20 protein-coding genes and 1 other RNA gene are annotated in these 22,630 nt (G+C 57.3%); 14 read left to right on the forward strand and 7 right to left on the reverse strand.

Annotated features, from left to right (window positions below; genetic code table 11):
- Positions 1-335 precede the first annotated feature (335 nt).
- From CPA59_RS01690 to CPA59_RS01710, 5 genes are all read left to right on the forward strand, one after another.
- Complete coding sequence (locus tag CPA59_RS01690) at positions 336-1,265, forward strand: TIGR01212 family radical SAM protein (RefSeq protein ID WP_049854046.1); 930 nt, start codon at positions 336-338, stop codon at positions 1,263-1,265.
- A gap of 93 nt (positions 1,266-1,358) precedes the next feature.
- Positions 1,359-3,698, forward strand: a complete 2,340-nt coding sequence (arcB, locus tag CPA59_RS01695) for an aerobic respiration two-component sensor histidine kinase ArcB (RefSeq protein ID WP_038917572.1) — start codon at positions 1,359-1,361, stop codon at positions 3,696-3,698.
- Positions 3,699-3,934: 236 nt separating this feature from the next.
- Positions 3,935-4,588 carry an isoprenoid biosynthesis glyoxalase ElbB gene (elbB, locus tag CPA59_RS01700; RefSeq protein WP_049854023.1) on the forward strand — a complete coding sequence of 218 codons (654 nt, stop codon included), beginning with the start codon at positions 3,935-3,937 and terminating at the stop codon, positions 4,586-4,588.
- On the forward strand, positions 4,585-5,334 hold the full coding sequence (gene mtgA / locus CPA59_RS01705; RefSeq protein ID WP_049842483.1) for a monofunctional biosynthetic peptidoglycan transglycosylase: 750 nt from the start codon (positions 4,585-4,587) through the stop codon (positions 5,332-5,334). Before elbB ends, mtgA begins: the two co-directional genes overlap by 4 nt.
- A 93-nt stretch (positions 5,335-5,427) precedes the next feature.
- Entirely contained in the window at positions 5,428-6,729 is a 1,302-nt protein-coding gene (locus tag CPA59_RS01710) for an alginate lyase family protein (RefSeq protein WP_107758566.1), read from the forward strand.
- Positions 6,730-6,826: 97 nt separating this feature from the next.
- On the opposite strand, the gene dolP is transcribed toward CPA59_RS01710, so the two are convergent.
- Genes dolP through CPA59_RS01730 form a run of 4 tightly spaced genes read right to left on the reverse strand, consistent with a single transcriptional unit; the run spans position 6,827 to position 10,442 of the window.
- A complete protein-coding gene (gene dolP, locus CPA59_RS01715) occupies positions 6,827-7,402 on the reverse strand; it encodes a division/outer membrane stress-associated lipid-binding lipoprotein (RefSeq protein WP_038663100.1) in 576 nt (191 codons plus the stop codon).
- Positions 7,403-7,412: 10 nt separating this feature from the next.
- On the reverse strand, positions 7,413-8,003 hold the full coding sequence (gene diaA / locus CPA59_RS01720) for a DnaA initiator-associating protein DiaA (RefSeq protein ID WP_013316039.1): 591 nt from the start codon (positions 8,001-8,003) through the stop codon (positions 7,413-7,415).
- A gap of 37 nt (positions 8,004-8,040) precedes the next feature.
- Positions 8,041-8,397, reverse strand: a complete 357-nt coding sequence (locus CPA59_RS01725) for a YraN family protein (RefSeq protein WP_174213758.1) — start codon at positions 8,395-8,397, stop codon at positions 8,041-8,043.
- Entirely contained in the window at positions 8,394-10,442 is a 2,049-nt protein-coding gene (locus tag CPA59_RS01730; RefSeq protein ID WP_107758567.1) for a penicillin-binding protein activator, read from the reverse strand. The genes CPA59_RS01725 and CPA59_RS01730 overlap by 4 nt, the downstream gene beginning before the upstream one ends.
- Before the next feature lie 59 nt (positions 10,443-10,501).
- On the opposite strand from CPA59_RS01730, the gene rsmI reads away from it, so the two are divergent.
- The 4 genes from rsmI to ygiD all read left to right on the forward strand — a co-directional run bounded on the left by rsmI (position 10,502) and on the right by ygiD (position 13,822).
- Positions 10,502-11,371 carry a 16S rRNA (cytidine(1402)-2'-O)-methyltransferase gene (rsmI, locus tag CPA59_RS01735; RefSeq protein ID WP_107758568.1) on the forward strand — a complete coding sequence of 290 codons (870 nt, stop codon included), beginning with the start codon at positions 10,502-10,504 and terminating at the stop codon, positions 11,369-11,371.
- 41 nt (positions 11,372-11,412) lie between these two features.
- Positions 11,413-11,791, forward strand: an RNA gene (rnpB, locus tag CPA59_RS01740) — RNase P RNA component class A.
- 265 nt (positions 11,792-12,056) lie between these two features.
- Positions 12,057-12,866, forward strand: coding sequence for a shikimate 5-dehydrogenase (locus CPA59_RS01745; RefSeq protein ID WP_107758569.1), 810 nt, complete (start codon positions 12,057-12,059; stop codon positions 12,864-12,866).
- 167 nt (positions 12,867-13,033) lie between these two features.
- Entirely contained in the window at positions 13,034-13,822 is a 789-nt protein-coding gene (gene ygiD, locus CPA59_RS01750) for a 4,5-DOPA dioxygenase extradiol (RefSeq protein ID WP_013316044.1), read from the forward strand.
- 73 nt (positions 13,823-13,895) lie between these two features.
- Here the strand turns inward: ygiD and CPA59_RS01755 are convergent, their stop codons facing one another.
- The 3 genes from CPA59_RS01755 to tolC form a co-directional block, all read right to left on the reverse strand.
- Entirely contained in the window at positions 13,896-15,056 is a 1,161-nt protein-coding gene (locus tag CPA59_RS01755; RefSeq protein WP_038917582.1) for a glutathionylspermidine synthase family protein, read from the reverse strand.
- A gap of 11 nt (positions 15,057-15,067) precedes the next feature.
- On the reverse strand, positions 15,068-15,841 hold the full coding sequence (locus tag CPA59_RS01760; RefSeq protein WP_107758570.1) for a DUF1190 family protein: 774 nt from the start codon (positions 15,839-15,841) through the stop codon (positions 15,068-15,070).
- Between the two features lie 189 nt (positions 15,842-16,030).
- On the reverse strand, positions 16,031-17,443 hold the full coding sequence (gene tolC, locus CPA59_RS01765; RefSeq protein WP_038917584.1) for an outer membrane channel protein TolC: 1,413 nt from the start codon (positions 17,441-17,443) through the stop codon (positions 16,031-16,033).
- Between the two features lie 403 nt (positions 17,444-17,846).
- Between tolC and nudF the strand changes: the two genes are divergently transcribed.
- The 5 genes from nudF to parE all read left to right on the forward strand — a co-directional run bounded on the left by nudF (position 17,847) and on the right by parE (position 22,620).
- Positions 17,847-18,500 (forward strand): ADP-ribose diphosphatase, encoded by a 654-nt coding sequence (gene nudF / locus CPA59_RS01770; RefSeq protein WP_038663080.1) that lies wholly within the window; start codon positions 17,847-17,849, stop codon positions 18,498-18,500.
- Positions 18,497-18,922 carry a DUF1249 family protein gene (locus CPA59_RS01775; RefSeq protein WP_038663078.1) on the forward strand — a complete coding sequence of 142 codons (426 nt, stop codon included), beginning with the start codon at positions 18,497-18,499 and terminating at the stop codon, positions 18,920-18,922. The genes nudF and CPA59_RS01775 overlap by 4 nt, the downstream gene beginning before the upstream one ends.
- Before the next feature lie 208 nt (positions 18,923-19,130).
- Positions 19,131-19,958 (forward strand): 3',5'-cyclic-AMP phosphodiesterase, encoded by an 828-nt coding sequence (gene cpdA / locus CPA59_RS01780; protein WP_100848734.1) that lies wholly within the window; start codon positions 19,131-19,133, stop codon positions 19,956-19,958.
- Positions 19,958-20,539, forward strand: coding sequence for an esterase YqiA (yqiA, locus tag CPA59_RS01785; RefSeq protein ID WP_107758571.1), 582 nt, complete (start codon positions 19,958-19,960; stop codon positions 20,537-20,539). Before cpdA ends, yqiA begins: the two co-directional genes overlap by 1 nt.
- 185 nt (positions 20,540-20,724) lie before the next feature.
- Positions 20,725-22,620 carry a DNA topoisomerase IV subunit B gene (parE, locus tag CPA59_RS01790; protein WP_038917588.1) on the forward strand — a complete coding sequence of 632 codons (1,896 nt, stop codon included), beginning with the start codon at positions 20,725-20,727 and terminating at the stop codon, positions 22,618-22,620.
- Positions 22,621-22,630 lie beyond the last annotated feature (10 nt).

Raw genomic sequence — 22,630 nt, forward strand, 5'->3', positions numbered from 1 at the left:
ACGTTGGCAAGATAGGGGTATTGGTCTAACTGTGAGCTGTATCACTATGCTAACGGCGGGTTTTTATCGTGGCATGCTGCGATAATGTGACTTGCTGGCATCTTATTCTGTCTGGAGTGAGTTTTTTGCTTTATGACACTGTTTTTCATTTTGCGGTCATCTTTTAATGGAATGAACCCCGCAGATAAGAAAAATTAATCAGGAAAGATGTGATTTTATTTTCAATAAAAACGAATAAACATGCAGTTATATAAACCGGAGCGTATTGATCGGGGTCATCGCCGTTAATAGGCGTTACAGGTAGGCTGATTTTTTGTGAAATGAAGAATCAGAATATGCAATTGCAAAAATTAATCAATATGTTTGGTGGCGATCTTCAGCGTCGTTATGGAGAAAAAATCCATAAATTGACGCTGCACGGGGGATTTAGCTGTCCGAACCGCGACGGCACGTTGGGACGCGGCGGTTGCACCTTCTGCAATGTGGCGTCGTTCGCCGATGAGCAGATGCAGCAGCGCAGCATCGCCGAGCAACTGGCTGCGCAGGCCGGCAAGGTCAATCGCGCCCGCCGCTATCTGGCCTATTTTCAGGCTTATACCAGCACGTATGCCGAGGTGCAGGTGCTGGCGTCCATGTACCGGCAGGCGCTGACGCAGGCTGATATGGTGGGGTTGTGCGTGGGCACCCGGCCGGACTGTGTGCCGGATACGGTGCTGGATCTGCTGGCTGACTATCACGAACAAGGCTATGAAGTCTGGCTGGAGCTGGGGCTGCAAAGCGCCCATGACCGAACGTTGCGGCGCATCAATCGCGGGCATGATTTCGCCTGTTACCGGCAGACCGCACAGCGGGCGCGCGCCAGAGGGCTCAACGTGTGCAGCCACCTGATTGTCGGCTTGCCCGGCGAGAGCGACGAGCATTGCCTGTCGACGCTGCAGCAGGTGGTGGAAGCCGGCGTGGACGGCATCAAGCTGCATCCGTTGCACATTGTGACCGGCAGCGTAATGGCGAAAGCCTGGGGAGCCGGTCGGCTACCGGAACTGCCGCTGGCGCGCTATGTGTCGATTGCCGGCGAAATGATTCGTCACACCCCGCCCGGAATTGTCTATCACCGTATTTCCGCCAGCGCCCGGCGGCCGACGCTGCTGGCGCCGCTGTGGTGCGAAAATCGCTGGACCGGCATGGTCGGCGTTCACGACTACCTGCAACAGCATGGCGCGCAAGGTTCCGCGCTGGGGCAGCCGTTTCATTACTCAACAAACTAACCTCCGCGGCGGCTCGCAAATTGACCGCTCATTTACCGCGCACGCGATTTTTTTACGGTATGATTTGCGGGTTTATGATTAAGGAACACCGCTATGAGGCAAATCAGGCTGTTGGCGCAGTACTACGTTGATTTAATGGTTAAACTGGGGCTGGTTCGTTTTTCCTTGCTGCTGGCGTCAGCGCTGGTTTTACTGGCGCTGGTGGTGCAGATGGCGGTGACGCTGCTGCTCACCGGCAAGGTGGAAAACATCGACGTGGTGCGCTCTATCTTTTTCGGCTTACTGATCACGCCCTGGGCGGTTTATTTCCTGTCCGTGGTGGTGGAGCAACTTGAAGAGTCGCGTCAGCGGCTGTCGCGGCTGGTGGCTAAGCTGGAAGAGATGCGCCAGCGCGATCAGGAACTGAACGAACAGTTGCAGGGCAATATCGCCCAGCTCAATCAGGAAATCAGCGATCGCATCAAGGCGGAGGAAGCCCGCCTGCTGATGGTCTCTAAACTGCGTGAAGAGATGGCGCGCCGCGAACAGGCTCAGGTTGAGCTGGAACAGCAGTCGGCGCTGTTGCGTTCTTTCCTCGACGCTTCGCCGGACCTGGTTTACTACCGCAATGAGAACAAAGAATTTTCCGGCTGCAACCGGGCGATGGAATTGCTGCTTGGCAAAAGCCAGAAGCAGTTGATCGGCCTGACGCCGAAAGATGTTTATCCGCCCGATATTGCCGAAAAAGTCATGGAAACGGATGAGAAGGTGTTTCGCCACAACGTCTCATTGACCTATGAGCAGTGGCTGGTCTATCCGGATGGCCGCAAAGCCTGTTTCGAGTTGCGTAAGGTGCCGTTTTACGACCGCATGGGTAAGCGACACGGCCTGATGGGGTTTGGACGCGATATTACCGAGCGTAAGCGCTACCAGGACGCGTTAGAGAACGCCAGCAGGGAAAAGACTACCTTCATCTCTACGATCAGCCACGAGCTTCGTACGCCGCTTAATGGCATTGTCGGCCTGAGTCGTATCCTGCTCGACACCCATTTGGACGCAGAACAGCAAAAATACCTGAAAACCATCCACGTCAGCGCCATCACGCTCGGCAATATTTTCAACGACATCATCGAAATGGACAAGCAGGAGCGGCGCAAGGTCCAACTGGATAACCAGCCGGTGGATTTCGTCGGCTTTGTGGTGGATCTGGAAAATCTGGGCGGACTGCTGGCCCAGCCTAAGGGGCTACAGCTGGAGATGGAACTGCATCAGCCGTTGCCGAAAACCATCGTCACCGACGGTACCCGGTTGCGCCAGATTCTGTGGAATCTGCTCAGCAACGCCGTGAAATTCACGCGTGAGGGCCGGGTGGTGGTGCGGGTCTGGCATGAGCAGGGCGACCGGCTGCGTTTTGAGGTGGAGGATTCCGGCATGGGGATCCCGGCCGACGAGCTGGAGAAAATCTTCTCCATGTACTACCAGGTCAAGGATCAACACGGCGGCAAACCGGCTACCGGCACCGGCATCGGGCTGGCGGTTTCCAAACGTCTGGCGCAAAGCATGGGCGGCGATATTCAGGTGAGCAGCGAACTGGGCAAGGGCTCCTGTTTTGCACTGACGGTGACGGCGCCGGTGGTGCGTAATGACGAGTCTGACGAAGACGAACAGGATGAACTGCCGCTGCCGGCGTTGCATGTGCTGCTGGTGGAAGATATCGAACTGAACGTGGTGGTGGCTCGCTCGGTACTGGAAAAACTGGGCAGCAGCGTCGAAGTGGCGATGACCGGCCAGGCGGCGCTGGATATGTTCGATCCGGATGAATTTGATTTGGTGCTGCTGGATATCCAGTTGCCGGACATGACTGGTCTGGATGTGGCGCGCCGGCTGCGTGAGCGTTATGCCGGGCAGTCGATGCCGCCGCTGGTCGCCCTGACGGCGAATGTGCTTAAAGATAAAAAAGAGTACCTGGACGCCGGCATGGATGACGTGCTGAGTAAGCCGCTGGCGGTGCCGGCGTTGACGGCGGTAATCCAGCAATACTGGGATCATCATGCGCAGCCGGAACCGGAAGCCGCGGAGGTGGACGCCGGGTCGCTGCAGGACCGTTTGCTGGATATCCCGATGCTGGAGCAGTACCTGACGCTGGTAGGGCCGAAACTGATTCATCAGAGCCTGGCGATGTTCGAGCAGATGATGCCCGGCTATCTGGCGATTCTTGATTCCAACATGACCGCCCGCGACCAGAAAGGCATTGCGGAAGAAGGGCACAAAATCAAAGGCGCGGCGGGCTCGGTTGGGCTCAAGCATCTGCAACAGGTTGCGCAACAGATTCAGACCACGACATTACCGGCATGGTGGGACAACGTTCAGGAGTGGATTGACGAGTTGAAACACGACTGGCAGCAGGATGTGCAGGTATTGAAAGACTGGGTTTCAGAGGCTGAAAAAAAATGACCCCGACCGAGGCCGGGGTGCGCGAATTATGCGCCAACACCAGGGAAAGCGGTACACCTGCGTTCAATCTCAGATGTTGTTGGTACGCAAGCGTTTTTGAAATCCCATCTTCTGGCAACACACACCATAGCAAATATGGCGTCGTTTGTTACAAGAATCATTAAAATGTGTGATGTAGATTAGTGTTTGTCAATCAAAAAATCAATTAGTTGATGTAATGAAATGAGGCATGAGTGATGAAAAAAGTTGGTGTCGTACTCAGCGGATGTGGAGTTTATGATGGTTCAGAGATTCACGAAGTTGTCTTGACTCTGCTTGCAATCGATCGTGCCGGCGCTGAAGCTGTCTGCTTTGCTCCGGACAAAGAACAGCTGCATGTGATTAATCATCTGACCGGTGAGGTTACCGGTGAGAAACGCAATGTTTTAGCGGAATCTGCGCGTATTGCCCGTGGGAAAATCCAGCCATTATCCAGCGCGGATCCCCAACAGCTTGATGCGCTGATTGTCCCCGGCGGATTCGGTGCCGCAAAAAATTTGAGCGATTTTGCCACCCGCGGGGCCGACTGTGAGATTGATAACGAACTGAAAATACTTACTCGTGAAATTCATAAGAAAAATAAACCAATAGGGTTTATTTGCATCGCCCCCGCCATGTTACCGAAACTGCTTAATACCTCTGTGCAGCTTACAATTGGTAACGATGAGGGGACTGCGCAGGCGATAGAAGCGATGGGTGGCGTGCATGTGAAGTGTCCGGTAAATGACATCGTCGTTGACGTTACACACAAGGTGGTGACGACTCCGGCTTACATGCTGGCGAACTCGATTGGTGAAGCCGCCAGTGGAATTGAGAAACTGGTGGCGCGTGTTTTGGAACTGGCTGAATGAGGTCAGCAGGCCTATTCGGGAAAGGCCGATTAGGACGAATAGCCGCGTGTATCCGGCGTTGGGTGTTGCGCATCTTCTTTGGTGTCGTTGCGTTGTGGGTAGCGGCGATCCTGTTGTTTGCATTTCTGCCCGTACCCTTTTCCGCCGTGATGATCGATCGCCAGCTCAGCGCCTGGCTGAGCGGCGACTTCGCGTATGTGGCCCATTCGGACTGGGTGTCGATGGATGAGATCGCCGCAGTGGCGCCATTGGCGGTCATTGCGGCGGAAGATCAGAAATTCCCCCAGCATTGGGGGTTTGATTTCGACGCGATTTCAGCGGCGCTCAAACATAACGAGCGACACGAGAATCGTATTCGCGGCGCATCCACGCTGTCGCAGCAGACGGTAAAAAACCTGCTGCTGTGGGACGGGCGCAGCTGGTTGCGTAAAGGTCTGGAGGCCGGCCTGACGGCGGCGGTTGAGCTGGTCTGGACCAAACGTCGGATTCTGACGGTTTACCTGAATATTGCCGAGTTTGGACCCGGAATTTTTGGCATAGAGGCCGCATCGCGTCAGTTCTTCAATAAACCAGCGAGCCGGCTGACGGCATCGGAAGCGGCGATGCTGGCGGCGGTGTTGCCGAATCCTATCCGCTATCGCGCCAGTAAACCGTCCGGCTACGTCATGCGGCGTCAGCAGTGGATTTTGCGTCAGATGAACCAAATCGGCGGAGAAAATTTTCTGGAAGCGAACCGGCTTTATTAACAAACCTGATTGACTGATAGATTTTTTCCAATGAGCGGCTTCCATTTCCCGTGGCTGTATGGGAAATCATGACCGCATGAACAGGGGGAAATAATGCGGTATGGCATAGTTTTTCTTATGATGCTTTCGCTGTGGGGCCTGGGGGCATCTGCCGATGCGGCCAGTGCTAAAAACGACAATTCTGCTTATGTATTTTTACAGGCAGACAAACTTGCCCAGGTAAAACAGCAGCTACGCAGCCAGACCGCGCCGCCACAGATGCAGCTTGCTTATCAGCAGCTGTTGCGGGCGGCGGATAGCGCTATGAAAAAACCTGACCTATCGGTTACTCAAAAACTTTCAATGCCGCCCGGCGGCAACCGTCATGATTATTTGAGTTTGGCGGCTTACTGGTGGCCTGATCCGCAGCAGAAAGACGGCTTGCCCTGGATTCGACATGACGGCAAGGTGAACCCGGCGACCAAGGGCGAGGAGACGGATGCTATCCGTCTGGCGACGTTTACCGATCGGGTGCGTGTGCTGGCGCTGGCCTGGTATTTCTCGGACCGTCCCGAATATGCCGGCAAAGCCATCGCCATGATTCGCACCTGGTTTATCACTCCTGAAACGCGTATGAACCCTAACCTGAATTATGCGCAGGCCATTCCGGGCAGAAACGACGGGCGGGGCGCAGGCGTGCTTGACGGCCGTTTCTTCGCCACCCGTATCGTGGATGCGCTGGTCATGTTGCGACAGGCGCCGGGATGGGGGGCCAGTGACGAGCAGCAGATGCGGCAGTGGATGACGGACTACCTGCACTGGTTGCTGACCAGCCATAACGGCAAACAGGAGGCCTCGGCAAAGAATAATCATGGCAGCTGGTATACGGTGCAGGTGGCGGGTATCGCCGCCTATCTGGGCCAGCCTGAAACGGTGAAGGCGATGGCGGCATTGCAGCGCCAGAAGCTCGACCATCAGCTGGCGGCGGATGGTTCGCAACCAGAGGAACTGGCGCGTACCCGGTCGTTCCATTACAGCGGCTTCAATCTGCAGGCTGTCAGCCTGATGGCGACCGTGGCAGGGAAGTACGGCGATAACCTGTGGCAGTATCGTACCCCCAAAGGCAGCAGCCTGTTGTCGGCTCTGGACTTCATGGCTCCGTATCTGGATGAATCCAGACCCTGGCCTTATAAAACCATGGGGCGAGAGAGCAGCCCGCTGATTCCGCTAATGCTGCGGGCCGAGCAGGCTATCGGTTCTCCCCGTTATCATGCGGCTATCAGGCAGGCGGGGTTCACGCCGTTGCTGACCGGGGCGTCGCAGGGGAAAAAAGATACTGAGGTCAGCGTTGATGCCCGCCGCAGCATCTGGTTGCTGTCGCCGCCAGCGACCACAGGAAATACGCCAACGCCATGATTAACGGGGGAAGCGAGTAGAGTGGCAGGCGCCTGCGGCCACCTACCGGATTGGTCAGTCTGGCGGCCCGTGATGGGCCGCCGTATGGAGACAGCGATTAGTCGAGGTAGCTGAACGCGGTCGTCACGTGTTTGACGCTGCCGACCTTGCTGGCGATCTGGGCCGCTGACGTTGCTTCACGGCGCGTCACCAGACCCAACAGGAAGACTTCGCCGTTTTCGGTGGTGACCTTCACGTTGGAGGATTTCACGGTGTCGCTGGTCAGCAACTGAGAACGCACTTTGGTGGTGATCCAGGTATCCATGGACGCGGTGCCCAGCGAAATCGGCGTGCCTTTGCGGATTTCGTTATACACTTCGGTCGTGCCTTCAACACCCATGGCGATCTGCTTGGCACGGCTAGCCAGCTCGGTCGAAGGAGCCTGACCGGTTAACAGCACTTTGCCCTGATAGGCGGTTGCGGAGATCCGCGCTTCTTTGCTTAATTGCGTGTCCTTACTCAGCGCGTTGGATACCCTGACTTCCAGCGTGCCGTCGTCGACCTGCGTGCCGACAGTCCGTGGATCGGTCGCGGATTTGGTCGCAACCGCCGCGCTGCCAATCGCGACAGCGCCAATACAGCCCTGTAGCATCAGACAGGCAGACAGCACGGCAATGCAAGAGTAGATCCTCATGGAGTGCTCCTTAATCGTTCTGGTGTGGGAAAAGTGTGTTATCAATCAAATCGCACAAACAGTTGACGGTCAGCATATGCATTTCCTGAATGCGGGCGCTGCGGTGTGACGGGATGCGAATTTCCACATCCTGCTGGCCCAGCAAACCCGCCAGCTCACCGCCATCATAGCCGGTCAGGGCCACAATGGTCATGTCCCGCGTGACGGCGGCTTCCACCGCTTTGACGATATCACGGCTGTTGCCGCGCGTGGATATCGCCAGCAGTACGTCACCCGCCTGACCCAGCGCCCGCACCTGCTTGGCGTAGACTTCTTCATGCAGGCGATCGTTGGCGATAGCCGTTAAGACCACGTTATCGGCATTAAGTGCAATCGCCGGCAGACTGGGCCGCTCGGTTTCAAAACGATTAATCATACTGGCGGCAAAATGCTGTGCGTTGGCGGCAGATGTACCGTTACCACAGCACAGGATTTTGTTGCCATTGAGCAGCGACTGCACCATCGCCAGAGCGGCGCGCGAAATGGCGTCCGGTAGCGCTTCCGCAGCGGCGATTTGGGTTTGAATGCTTTCCGTGAAACAGACTTTAATTCTCTCCAGCACGTTCTGTTAACCTGTTTTGAAGTTGAAAATCATGATGTTACTCAGACTGCCCAAACGCGTTGGGCAACCATTCCACCTGCGGGCCGGTTACGGCCAGTACGTCAAAGCGACAATCGGTGGAATCGAGACTAGCGCCCTGACGGGACAGCCATACCGCTGCGGCGCGCAGCAACGATTGCTGTTTTTGCCGGGTAACACTGGCCGCCGCGCCGCCAAAGTCGCTGTTGCGGCGATAACGAACCTCGACAAATACCCAGGTGCCGCCATCGCGCATAATCAGGTCCAGTTCACCGCCGCGCACCGTCACGTTGGCGGCCACAAACATCAGCCCGGCGCGTTCGAGATAGCGTCGGGCCAGTTGTTCGTAGCGACCGCCGGTGATGCGCCGGTTCAGGAGGCGGGCACCAGTTGTCCCTGACGGAACTGCAGCCAGGTGAGTTTACGGTTGACGACGCAATCCGGCGAGGTGCTAAGCACACCGGTCGCTCCGGACAGCGAATTCCCCGGCTGGTGCAATTGCGCAAAGTTGCTGGCAAGCTTCCAGGCATCCATCCCCATGGCAAACAGCCGCACCAGCGAGTAATCGTTGCGGAACTGCGTGCTGACTTGCTGCATCAGCGCCGGGCTGGCGCCAGTCAACAGCGGAATATCGCTGAACTGCAGCCCTTCCATTTCAAACCGGAAATCCGGCCCCAGACCGGCCTGATAGCTACGTGAGCTGGCGTAGAGTGCCGGGCGCAGCGCGCCTTTGTTGCGCATGTCGATCATCGGTTTGAGCAGCGTCAGTTCATCCGGCGTGGCGATGATATAAACCGCATCCACGTTGCCGTCACTGGTAACGGTGGCGATCGGCGGCGCCTGATTCGGGATGGTCAACCCGCCAACCGTGGTGGAGGACTGTGGAGCGGAAGCCGCTGTGATAACCGGTTGGCCGTTGAGCGGAATACCTGCGCCGCTGTTGAGCGCCTGTTTCAGGTCATACACGCCGCCGGTGCGCTGCTGCAATACCACGCCGCCTGCCTGCTGTTGCCAGGACTTGGCGAAAGCGGCCACCACCCTGTCGCCCAGATTGCCGCGCGGCGCCAGAATCAACGGATGCTGCTTACCCTGCTTGTGAATGAATTGCGCCGCGTCGACGGCTTCGTCTTCCGGCGACAGAGCGAAATAGCAGATGTTCGGATTGGGCTGGATGTGTTCCGGCTGGTTCAGCGCCAGCACATTCAGTGATGGGTTGAGTCCCGGTAGCTGTTCCACCTCGTTTTTGAGCAGCGGACCGACGATGGTGGTGGCGCCGTCTTTCTGCGCCTGAGCAATCACGTTTGCCAACGCCTGATTAGAGGTGTCGTAGACTTTCACCGGAATGCTGCTGACCGCTGTCGGCGCAATCGCCGGAACGGCGGTTGCCGTTGCAACAGGCGCTGAGACAGCCGCTGTGGCGGACAGTGACGGGGTATTCGCATCTGTCGATGGCGTAGCAGGCGTAGCCGTGCCGGTCGCCTCGGCAGGCGCGGCTGATTGCGCTACCTGCGGCGGCATCGCCAGCGTTGCCTGCCCGCTTCTGGCGGCGCTAAACCCTTGCTGAATAGCATTGGCGAATACCTGCGCCTGCCCGTTCATCGGCAACAGCAGCGCGATGGCGTTACTGCCGGCGGGGGCGCTCTCTCCCGGTTGCGTAGCCGCGGCGGGCGGCGTGCCGCCCAGCTGCGACGGCAGTTGTTTGGCTGCCGGGTGACGTGGATAACGTCTCTTCCAGTCTTCTATCGCAGCCTGCAGGTCAGAGGGAACCTGAGCTTTGGTCTGCCAGAGATTCAGCAGGTCGAGCCAGCCTTGCAGGGTATTTTCGTCGACATTGATCACCATCGATCCAAGATCCTGCTGGGTGAGGCGGGTTAATGCCGCCCAGGTCTGATCGATGTTGCGCTGATGGGCGTCGCCCTGCAACAACGGCTCCTGCCCAATGTAGGCGCGGATCAGCGTCAACGACGGGCGATCCTGAGCGGCTTTGATTTGCGTCTGGTAGTAACGTTCCTGTTGCTGGGGCGACAGCGACTTCACATCCAACTGGGCCAGCGTGCTGTTGGCGGCATTCAGGTCGTTCTGCGCGACCGCCAGTTCGGCGGTCAGCAGGCGCTGTTCCTGACGCTGCTTGTCGCTCAATTGCGACGGCAAGGCGTTCAACTGACCGTTGGCCTGCGGGAGTTTGCCTTCCTGAATCAGGGCATGAATCGCAAGTAATTGCCAGCCAGCCTTGCTATCATCACCACTTTGCTGCATCTGCTGCAGGTAGTAATCGGAAGACGCACCGGCTTTGCCCTCTACGTGCTGCTGGGTCGCAGTGTCTTGCGGGGCCTGGCTGGGACAGCCGGCGAGAAACAGTGCCGCCAGCATGACAGGAACCAGACGGCCTGCATGGGTACGGACAGAATTTAACGGAAGCATACTGTATCCAGTGATGTTTTAACGATGCTCAATATTAAATCGGCAAACCGGATGAAACAATGAATCAAGACCAACAAGCACAGATTTCCGCCTCCACGCTTTACATTGTTCCCACGCCTATCGGCAATCTGGCGGATATCACTCAGCGGGCGTTGGCGGTGTTGCAACAGGTTGATCTTATTGCAGCAGAAGATACCCGTCATACCGGTTTATTGTTACAACATTTCGCGATTAATGCGCGCCTGTTCGCACTCCATGACCACAATGAACAGCAAAAGGCAGAGCAATTGCTGGCGCGGTTGCAACAAGGCATGAGCATTGCGCTGGTGTCGGATGCCGGCACGCCGCTGATTAATGATCCCGGCTATCATCTGGTGCGTCGCTGTCGTGAAGCCGGAGTGCGCGTGGTGCCGCTGCCGGGGCCGTGCGCGGCGATTACCGCGTTGTCCGCCGCCGGCTTGCCGTCGGATCGCTTTTGCTATGAAGGTTTTCTGCCTGCTAAGACCAAAGCGCGTAAGGATACGCTGCGCGACCTGCTGGAAGAGCCGCGCACCCTGATTTTCTACGAATCAACCCATCGGCTGCTGGATAGCCTGCAGGACATGGTCGAGGTCTGGGGACCTGAGCGTTACGTCGTGCTGGCGCGTGAGCTGACCAAAACCTGGGAGTCGCTGTACGGCGCGCCGGTGGCGGAACTGCAGGCGTGGGTGCAGGAAGATGAAAACCGCCGCAAAGGCGAGATGGTGTTGATCGTGGAAGGTCACCAGCCCGACGAAGAGGCGCTATCTGCGGCGGTGTTGCGTACGCTGCAACTGTTGCGGGCGGAGCTGCCGCTGAAGAAGGCGGCGGCGCTGACGGCGGAGATTCATGGCGTGAAGAAGAACGCCCTTTACCGTTACGGACTGGAGCAGGAAGACGGTCACGCATAATCGAGATGACAAGCCGGCCGATTTGCCCTATTATCCGCGCCGAAGTTGACCAGACAGTCGCCGCTTCGTCGTCGTTCCCTTCGGGGAAGACGGGCGGAGGGGAGGAAAGTCCGGGCTCCATAGGGCAGGGTGCCAGGTAACGCCTGGGAGGCGAAAGCCTACGACCAGTGCAACAGAGAGCAAACCGCCGATGGCCTGCGCAAGCGGGATCAGGTAAGGGTGAAAGGGTGCGGTAAGAGCGCACCGCGCGGCTGGCAACAGTCCGTGGCACGGTAAACTCCACCCGGAGCAAGGCCAAATAGGGGTTCACATGGTACGGCCCGTACTGAACCCGGGTAGGCTGCTTGAGCCAGTGCGCGAGCGCTGGCCTAGATGAATGGCTGTCCACGACAGAACCCGGCTTATCGGTCAACTTCACTCTTTTCAAAAACAATACGTTGGTGTGTCTCGGGGACTTCACAGCGAAGTGAGGCACACCAACGGTTGTCTCTTCCCGACTATCCCCGATGTGGCAGGTACGATTGCCTGTGTGTTCTATTTTCTCTGATTTTTCCTTCCGGACGTGCGTTATTTGTGTCCCGGTTTGATGCGTGTAGTGTCAGACGAGTCTATTCATGGGGGATCAATTGACTTGCGGGTGCTGGCTGCGGTGATACATTGAAACAAATGACACGAGGAGCCGACTATGCTGAATAAAGATACGAAACTTTGCATTTCTCTCTCAGGCCGCCCAAGTAATATTGGTACACGATTCCATAACTACCTTTATCAAAAGCTTGATCTCGACTTTATATATAAAGCGTTTACCACCAATGATATTGAGCATGCGGTGAAAGGGGTTCGGGCATTGGGAATCCGCGGCTGTTCGGTATCCATGCCTTTTAAAGAGAGTTGCATTCCTTTTATTGATACGCTGTCTGATTCAGCCAAAGCGATAGATTCTGTTAATACCATCGTCAATGAGAATGGTCATTTGACCGCGTACAATACCGATTATATTGCGGTTAAAGATCTGATTGAGAAAAACCTCAAAGATAAAACCATGCATGTGCTGATAAAAGGCAGCGGCGGTATGGCTAAAGCGGTTGTGGCAGCATTCCGTGATAGTAACTTTCGGCAGGTGACTATTCTGGCGAGAAATGAAGAAAATGGGCTTTCTCTGGCGAATAAATATGGTTTTCAGTGGTGCCGGGATGCTTCAGGTATAAAGGCGGATATTCTGGTGAATGTCACGCCTGTTGGCATGGCTGGTGGGGAAGAACAAAATCAACTGGCATTTACCGAAGAACAAGTGCTCATCGCCAGTCATATTTTTGATGTTGTGGCCTTTCCGGTGGAAACGCCATTAATCCAGCTGGCCAGAAAATTAAATAAACCGGTTATTAACGGTGCTCAGGTCATCGCGTTGCAGGCACTGGAGCAATTTGCCCTGTATACCGGTGTTCGGCCTGATGAGGCGTTAATGCAGGAAGCCTCGGCGTATTCTCGCTCCTGACGAACTTGCCGTGTCTCCCGTTATCGGCCGGTTAAGCGTATAAGATCGGCTATCGTCAAATTTATTGACAATCATCATCATGGGAATCCGACTGTATCGATGAAACAGTAGAGGTAAAGTAATCCCCATCGGTACTTGTTACCCTCACTGTTACTAAGGATATCGCTATGAGCACTTCCCGGATGCCAGCATTATTTCTGGGCCACGGTAGCCCGATGAATGCGCTGGATGAAAATGACTACACGCTGGCCTGGCGTAAACTGGGAGAAACCCTGCCGCGTCCGAAGGCGATCGTAGCGGTATCCGCACACTGGTATACCCGCGGCACCGCGGTTACCGCGATGGATAAACCGCGCACCATCCATGATTTCGGCGGCTTCCCGCAGGCGTTGTTTGATACCCAGTACCCGGCGCCCGGCGCTCCGGACGTGGCTAAACGGGTGCAGGACGTTCTGGCTCCGGTGTCGGTGTATGCGGATCATCAGGAGTGGGGGCTGGATCACGGCACCTGGGGCGTGTTGATCAAGGTTTATCCAGAGGCGGATATCCCGGTGGTGCAACTGAGCGTCGACGGCACCAAGCCGCCCGCCTACCACTATGAGCTGGGTCGTAAGCTGGCTGCGTTGCGTGACGAAGGCATCATGATCGTCGCCAGCGGCAACGTGGTGCACAACCTGCGGATGATCAAGTGGAACGGCGATGGCGCGCCCTATGGCTGGGCGACGTCGTTCAACGATTTTGTTCGCAGTAATCTGGCCTGGCAGGGCGACGCGGCGGAGCACCCGTTGGTGAACTTCATGCAGCACAATGACGCGGCGCTGTCCAACCCGACGCCGGACCATTTCCTGCCGCTGTTGTACGTACTCGGCAGTTGGGATGGTCAGGAACCGGTATCTACGCCGACGGACGGCATTGTGATGGGGTCGCTCAGCATGATGTCGGTACAGGTCGGATAATACCCTGACCGTTATGGCCGCTAAAAACACACATCGCCCGAAAGGACGATGTGTGCATCAAGACGTGTTGGCGTTAATCCAGAATGATATGCGGATAGAAGCGGGATAAGTCCTGAGTAATCAATTCCCGGTCTTCCCGCAGTCCGATACCGCAAGGGGTATCGCCCACCAGCCAACTGCCGATCAGCGTGTAGCTGTCATTGAATCTGGGCAATGGGTGGAATTGCTGCACGATGGAGCCTTCCCCACCGTAGGGGCCGTCCACGGCGGCGACCTGCTTGCCCTGCTGATAAATCTGTATGTTGGCGCCTTCGCGGGAAAACAGCGGCTTGACCACGTAGTCGCTCATTGCCGGCGGGTTGTCTTCGGTGAAATAGGCCGGCAGCAGGTTGGGGTGGTTGGGGAACATCTGCCACAGCATTGGCAAGAGCGCCTTGTTGGACACCACGCTTTTCCAGCCCGGTTCCAGCCAACGCACACCAGCGTCCGCCAGTTTGGTGGAGAAAGTCTCGCGCAGCATGAATTCCCACGGGTAGAGTTTGAACAGGTTGCCGATGGTGTTGTCCTGTAGATCGGTGAATTGCCCGCGATCTCCCAGGCCTATTTCATCAATGTACAGGAACTGGCTCGGAACGCCGGCTTCCTGCGCGCAATCCTGCAGGTATTGCACCGTACCGCGATCTTCCTCGGTATCCCGGCAGCAGGTGAAATGCATATTGCCGAAACCGTGATGGGTACGCAGATATTCAAAGCGTTCGATCAGCTTTTCCTGCAGGCTGTTGTACTGGTCCGCGTGCTGCGGCAGGCGGCCGGCATTGACCTGATCTTCCAGCCAGATCCACTGAAAAAACGCCGACTCGTACAACGACGTCGGGGTATCGGCGTTGTTTTCCAGCAACCTGGCCGGGCTCTTGCCGTCATAAGCCAAATCCAGCCGCGCATAAAGCGCCGGCTGGCGCGACAGCCACGAACTGCGCACGAAGTCCCAGGTGTGGCGGGGAATGCGGAATTTGGTCAGCAGCGCTTCGCTGTTGACCACCTTATCGACCACCTGCAGGCACATCTGGTTCAGCTCGGCGGTCGTCTCTTCCAGCTCTTCAATTTGCGCCAGCGTAAACTGATAGTAGGCGTCTTCACACCAGTAGGGCTCGCCATACATGGTGTGAAACTGAAAACCATACTCGGCCGCTTTTTCCTGCCAGTTCGGGCGTTCGTGAATCGCAATACGTTTCATAGCGGGTGACCTTATCCCCCGAAGGAGCGGCGAATCGGGGCCGCACTGCTGGTTTGACGGGTGCTGCCGCCGCTGGCGGATGTGCTGCCCGTCGTGCTTGTCGCGGAGCGATCTCTGTCCTGATTGCCGGCCATGTTGGCGGCAGGCGCACTGTTGAGTTTGTTAACCGAATCGCCAAAGCCGCCGCGGGTGGTGGTGATGCTGGACGGCGCGACGCTGGAGGTCGGTTTGGGCGTCATCGCGTCTTTAGAAATGGTAATGGGGCGCCCGGTGGCGGAACCATAGCTTTTGCCGCTGGCGTCCACATAGCTACCGTTGGCCGGGCTATTGGGGGTACGCGGGCTGAACACCGGCTGCTGCGCAAAATTGTTGCCGCCCATCAGTTTGCCCATCATGAAACCGGCCATCAACGGCATCCAGAAACTGCCGCTCTGCTGCGGCGCGGCGCTGGCCGTCGTGTTGGTTGCCGACGTAGTGCCGGTCGCCGAGCTTTGCGTACACTGACTTTCGCCGAAGGCCGCCACGCACTCTTCACGAGTAGCGTATTTGGGCGCGGTTCTTTCCGCTTCTTTCAAGGCGTTGTTATAGGTGGTGGCGCACTGGTCCTTCATGGCCGGATTGGCGCGGGAACAGTCGTCCGCGTTTTGGTAGAGCGATACGGTTTCGTCGGTTTTCTCGCAACCGGAGAGAACAAACACGGCGCCGACAGCCAGCGCGATCGGTGCGATACGGTAACCCCAGCGCTTGCGAAAACGCGCGTGGTTGATGTTTGACGTTCTTTTCATTGTTGATCCCAGAACAAAGTTGATCCCAGAGCAAAAGGGCATCGTGCCCATCATTTACATGTATTAAAACGGGTTTAAGAATAGGAGAAGGGTGAACAGATTGTAAAGCGCCGGTGTACAAGGCATAGCCTGTCTGAATGCGGCGGACGAAAAGCGCAGGGGAGCCCGTCCGGGTTCCCCTGCGAAATATCAGGGCTTGGCCTTGGCGGCGGTTTTTGCTGCCGTTGGCGTGGTTGCCGGCGCCGGCGCATCGTCGCCGATGGCGGCGGACGTCGATACCGGTTTGCCCAGCATGGCGTTCAGGTTGCGCAGGTCCTCTTCGTTCAACGTACCGAGCGCTTGCTTGAGGTTCAACTGGTTGATCAGGTAGTCATAACGAGCGCCGGACAACTGCTGCTTGGCGTTGTACAGCGTGGTGGTGGCGTCCAGCACATCGACGATGGTGCGGGTGCCGACCTGATAGCCGGCTTCCATTGCGTCCAACGAGCTCTGCGCCGAGATCACCGCCTGTTTGTAAGCGTTAACGCTGCTGATGGAGGCAGAGATGTTGTTATGCGCGGAGCGCAGCGTCTGAATTACCGAGCGGTGCGCGCTTTCCATGCTTTCGCTGGATGCTACAAAGCTGTGTTGCGCCTGTTTCACTCTGGATGAGGTGCCGCCGCCGCTGTAGATCGGCAGGGAGAAGCTCAGCCCGACCTGATTCTGGCCCACATAGGTGTTGTTGAAATTGTCGCCTACCGCGCGGGAACCGGAGTAATCGGTGTTGGTAACGCCGGTGGACGCGGTCAGGTTAAGCGTCGGCAGGTGGCCGCTTTCCGCTGAACGAATCTGCTCGCGAGCCAGGTCCTGGCTCAGACGGGCCGACAACAGGCTGAGGTTGCGGTTTTCCGCTTCTTTCAGCAGGCCGTTCACCGCGTCGGGTTTCTGCGGGCTGAAGCGATCGATATTCAGTCCCGCCAGTTGCGGATAGAACTGACCGGTCACCTGGCGCAGGGTTTCCATCGCGTTGTCCAGATTGTTGCGCGCGGTCACTTCGCTTGCCAGCACGCTGTCATATTGGGCGCGGGCGTTCTGCACGTCGGTGATGGCGACCAGGCCGACGTTGAAACGTTGGGTGGTCTGGTCCAGTTCGCGGTAAATCGATTGTTTCTGGGCACTGACGTAAGACAGCGAGTCAATAGCGCGCAGCACGCTGAAATAAGCGGTCGCGGTATTGAGCAGCAGCGTCTGCTGGGATGTCTGGTAGCTGACGTCCTGAATGCCGGCCTGTTTTTCCTGCAGCGTCAGAGCGCGCCACAGCGACATATTAAAGATGGACTGGGTCAACTGCAGCGAGGCGCTGGTCGCATTGCTGTTAATGTCTCTGCGGTCGCGGTACCCGCTGCTGTAGGTGTAGTCCGCGCCCAAACCCAGTTGCGGCAGCAGGGACGAACGGGCTTCATTAATTTTCTCAAAAGCCGCGTCTCGGTTGGCGGCAGCGCTGCGTAGATCCGGATTGGTCGTTTTGGCCTGCTGGTAAACCTGTAACAAGTCTTCGGCCTGACTTACGGCGCTAAAGCCGCCCAGACCCAGGCTGATGAGAAGTGGGAGCAGTTTCTTCATTTGCATTCCTTGTTGTGCAGCAAAGTTTCTTGGTTGCGCCATCTGGAGACGATATACCTGTCGATTCTATCAGAATCGACCAATCGAATTAGGTGGCTGAATGTGCCATCTTTTCCTTGCGGTTATCCCAAAAGCCTATTTTACTTGGCGGCTTGTGGCTGGGCACAATGCCCGGCAGCATGCCAGAGGCTGCCCCGGCAGGATCGTCGTTTCCGGGTGTCGCAAAGGCATTGCGTTAATACCGGGAACGCCTCATTCTTGCTGGTAGACTTTCCGCACCTGATTATCCGTATCGGGCTGGCACGATTGCATGATGAATATTGCACAAAACGGTGAACGCCTGTCCACGTTTTCGCCACACAAAAGTGGCTTGCCTGCCGTGTTGTTCACAGGAGTTGAGTTTATGGCGTCCTCAGATACGCATCCCGGTACTTTTACTAAACCCGGTACTTTTACCAAAGATGATGTAGAAATTATTGCACGCGAAACGCTCTACAAGGGTTTTTTTTCGCTGCAGCGCTATCGCTTTCGCCACCGCTTGTTCAACGGCGGCATGAGCGGCGAAGTCAGTCGGGAAATTCTGGAACGCGGCCATGCCGTGGTGTTGTTGCCCTATGACCCGGTGCGCGATGAAGTGGTGTTGATCGAACAGATTCGCATCGCCGCCTACGACACCAGCACGTCGCCGTGGTTGTTCGAACTGGTGGCCGGTATGATCGAGCCGGGCGAAAGCCTGGAAGAGGTTGCCCGCCGCGAAGCGCAGGAAGAAGCGGGGCTGGTGGTGAAGCGTTGCCGTCCGGCGCTCAGCTATCTGGCAAGCCCCGGCGGCACCAGCGAACGGCTGGCCATCTGGGTCGGCGAGGTGGACGCCGGCGCCGCCAGCGGCATTCACGGGCTGGCCGAGGAAAACGAGGACATCCGCGTGCATGTGGTCAGCCGCGAACAAAGCTATCAATGGGTGGAACAGGGGATTATTGACAACGCCGCCTCTGTCATTGCCTTGCAATGGTTGGCATTGCACCATGAGACATTAAAAAAAGACTGGGTGGACGGATGATGAAGCGCTATGTCCCGGATTTCCCGGAAATGATGCGGCTAAACGAAATCAACTTCGCGCAGCTACGCCGCTTGCTTCCCCGTAATGAAGAGGTGGGCGCGGCGGTGGTTTATCAGGTCCATAACGCCAGCTACCGTTTAACGATTCTGGAGTCTACGCGGTATACCGCGCTGGTGGAGATCCAGCAGATTGCGCCGTCGGTCAGCTACTGGAGTCTGCCGACGCTGGTGGTGCGGCTGTATTACGATGCGATGGTTGCGGAAGTGTGTTCCAGTCAGCAGATCTTCCGCTTTAAGGCACGTTATGATTATCCGAACAAGAAGTTACATCAACGTGACGAAAAGCATCAGATTAATCAGTTTCTTGCCGATTGGCTAAGATATTGCCTGGCGTGTGGTTCAATGTCGGTTCCTGTTTGTTAGATATACCCGTGATACTTCAGATTGCAGGTGCGTTGGCCGCGTTTACCCGATTCGTTTTCGGGTCTGGCTCCTCTGGGGTCGCTGTCGGCAGCGTTCAAGTCGGCGACGTCGATTTGTCATTCACCCCGGATGTCGCCCTGCTGCAACGCGAGTTATCGAGGGTATAGATCGATTTGTTAGGCAGATTGCAAAGACCCAAGGACACTATTTGGAAAGCCTGTTGACACTTCCTGTGGCGCGTGGGGCCAGAATCAGGATTTTACAAATAACAGATACCCACCTTTTTGCCGGCGAGCGGGGAACGCTGCTCGGCGTTGATACTTACCGCAGCTATCAGGCGGTGCTGGACGCCATCGCCGCCCAGCAATGCGATTTCGATCTGATTACCGCCACAGGGGATTTGGCGCAGGATCATACGCAGGAAGCCTACACGCGTTTCGCCGATGGTATCCGCCGCTTCAAGGCGCCTTGCGTCTGGTTGCCCGGCAACCACGACTTTCAGCCCGCGATGGTGGATGTGCTGGCCCGATCGGGAATCGCGCCTTCCAAACACGTGTTGCTGGGCGAACACTGGCAGGTGATTCTGCTGGACAGTCAGGTGTTCGGCGTGCCGCACGGCGAGTTGAGCGAGTACCAACTGGAGTGGCTGGAGCGCAGCCTGCAAAGCCAGCCGGAACGCCATACGCTGTTGATGCTGCACCATCATCCGCTGCCGTCGGGCTGTACCTGGTTGGATCAGCACAGCCTGCGCAATGCCCACAGCCTGAACGCGCTGCTGGTCCGTTTCCCGCGCGTGCGCACCGTATTGTGCGGCCATATTCATCAGGAAATGGATCTGGACTGGAACGGTCGCCGCCTGCTGGCGACGCCATCGACCTGCGTGCAATTCAAGCCGCACTGCACCAGCTTCACCATTGATAATGTCGCGCCCGGCTGGCGCTATCTGGAATTGTTGCCGGATGGCGGGGTTGAAACCCGGGTGTGTCGCCTTGAAGGGAATGAATTTCTGCCAGATATGGATTCGGACGGTTACTGATGCCCACCCTGCTTTATCTTCACGGTTTCAACAGCTCGCCTCTGTCGGCGAAAGCCACGGCGTTGCAGCAGTGGCTGGCGCAGCATCACCCCCACATTGAGATGCTGGTGCCGCAGTTGCCGGCCTACCCGGCGGACGCGGCGGAACGGGTGGAGCAACTGGTTATGGAGCGCGCCGGGCGGCCGCTCGGTCTGGTCGGGTCGTCGATGGGCGGTTATTACGCCACCTGGCTGTCGCAGCGTTTTCGCCTGCCGGCGGTGGTGGTCAACCCCGCGGTGCGGCCTTATGAACTGCTGCTTGATTTCCTGGGGGATCAGCAGAACCCCTACACCGGCGAGCAATATGTGTTAGAGTCACGGCACATTTACGATCTCAAGGTGATGCAGGTCGAGCCGCTGGAATCTCCGGATTTGCTGTGGTGTCTGCTGCAAACCGGGGATGAGGTGCTGGACTATCGTCAGGCGGTGGCCTATTACACCGCTTGCCGTCAGACGGTGGAGTCCGGCGGTAATCACGCGTTTGTGGGTTTTGAACATTACTTTGCGCCGATTATCGATTTCCTCGGATTGACGGCGGACTGACTCATCCCGGCGCGGCCGCGGTGAGCGGTCGGCGCCCATCATCACTCGTATCCCGTCTGTCAGGCTGGTTAACGCGCTTTTACGGCGTTTTCACCCTGATAATCGACGCTTGGCGTTGTGCCTGCGCCACGTATAATCGCGGGATACCGTCTGACTTTCAAACAACGACAACATTCATTCTAACCATGACGCAATCAAGTTATAACGCTGATGCGATTGAAGTCCTCAGCGGGCTGGAGCCGGTGCGCCGCCGTCCGGGGATGTACACCGATACCACCCGTCCCAATCATTTGGGACAAGAGGTTATTGATAACAGCGTCGATGAGGCGCTGGCTGGTCACGCCCGTCGCATCGATGTGATTCTGCACCCCGATCAGTCGCTGGAAGTGATTGACGACGGGCGCGGGATGCCGGTGGATATCCACCCGGAAGAGGGCGTCCCCGCCGTCGAGCTGATCCTGTGCCGGCTGCACGCCGGGGGCAAGTTCTCCAACAAAAACTACCAGTTTTCCGGTGGCCTGCACGGGGTGGGGATTTCCGTGGTCAACGCGCTCTCCACCCGGGTGGAGGTCACGGTGCGCCGCGACGGTCAGGTCTACGACATCGCTTTTGAAAACGGCGACAAAGTACAGGATCTGACGGTGACCGGCACCTGCGGGCGCCGCAACACCGGCACCCGGGTGCATTTCTGGCCGGATGCGTCATTCTTCGACAGCCCGCGCTTTTCCGTGTTGTCCCTGACGCATCTGCTGAAAGCTAAAGCGGTGCTGTGTCCGGGGGTGGAAATCGTCTTCAAAGACGGCGTAAACGACACCGAACAGCGCTGGTGCTATCAGGGCGGTCTTAGCGATTACCTGTGCGAAGCGGTCAACGGCCTGCCGACGCTGCCGGAAAAACCGTTTATCGGCACCATTCCCGGCGACACCGAAGCGGTGGAATGGGCGCTGCTGTGGCTGCCGGAAGGCGGCGAGCTGCTGACAGAAAGCTACGTCAACCTGATTCCGACTTTACAGGGCGGCACCCACGTCAACGGGCTGCGGCAAGGGCTGCTGGACGCAATGCGCGAGTTCTGCGAATTCCGCAATATACTGCCGCGCGGCGTCAAGCTCAGCGCCGAAGACATCTGGGAGCGCTGCGCCTATGTGCTGTCGCTGAAGATGCAGGATCCGCAGTTCGCCGGCCAGACCAAAGAGCGACTGTCGTCGCGCCAGTCGGCGGCGTTTGTCTCCGGCGTGGTGAAAGACGCGTTCAGTCTGTGGCTGAACCAGAACGTGCAGGCGGCGGAGCAACTGGCGGAGATGGCGATATCCAGCGCCCAGCGTCGTATGCGCGCCGCCAAGAAAGTGGTGCGAAAGAAACTGACCAGCGGACCGGCGCTGCCCGGCAAACTGGCGGACTGCACCTCGCAGGATCTGAACAAGACCGAACTGTTCCTGGTGGAAGGGGACTCGGCGGGCGGCTCCGCCAAGCAGGCGCGCGACCGCGAGTACCAGGCGATCATGCCGCTCAAGGGCAAGATCCTCAACACCTGGGAAGTGTCGTCCGACGAAGTGCTGGCGTCGCAGGAAGTGCATGATATTTCGGTGGCGATCGGCATCGATCCGGACAGCGACGATCTGAGCCAACTGCGTTACGGCAAGGTCTGTATTCTGGCGGATGCGGATTCGGACGGGCTGCACATCGCCACGCTGCTGTGCGCGTTGTTCGTGCGCCATTTCCGTGCGCTGGTGCAAGGCGGCCATGTCTATGTCGCGATGCCGCCGCTGTACCGTATCGACCTCGGCAAAGAGGTTTATTACGCGCTGGATGAAGAAGAGAAAGCCGGCATTCTGGAACAGCTCAAACGCAAGAAAGGCAAGCCCAATGTCCAGCGCTTTAAAGGGCTGGGGGAAATGAACCCGATGCAGCTGCGCGAAACCACGCTGGACCCTAATACCCGCCGTCTGGTGCAGCTCACTATTAATGAGCAAGACATTGAACAGACGCTGGCGACCATGGACATGCTGCTGGCGAAAAAGCGCGCCGAAGACCGCCGTAACTGGCTGCAGGAGAAGGGCGACAAGGCTGAACTTGACGTCTGACGCCTGGGTA

The sequence above is a fragment of the Dickeya sp. Secpp 1600 genome (assembly GCF_003049805.1).
Classification (GTDB): domain Bacteria; phylum Pseudomonadota; class Gammaproteobacteria; order Enterobacterales; family Enterobacteriaceae; genus Dickeya; species Dickeya fangzhongdai.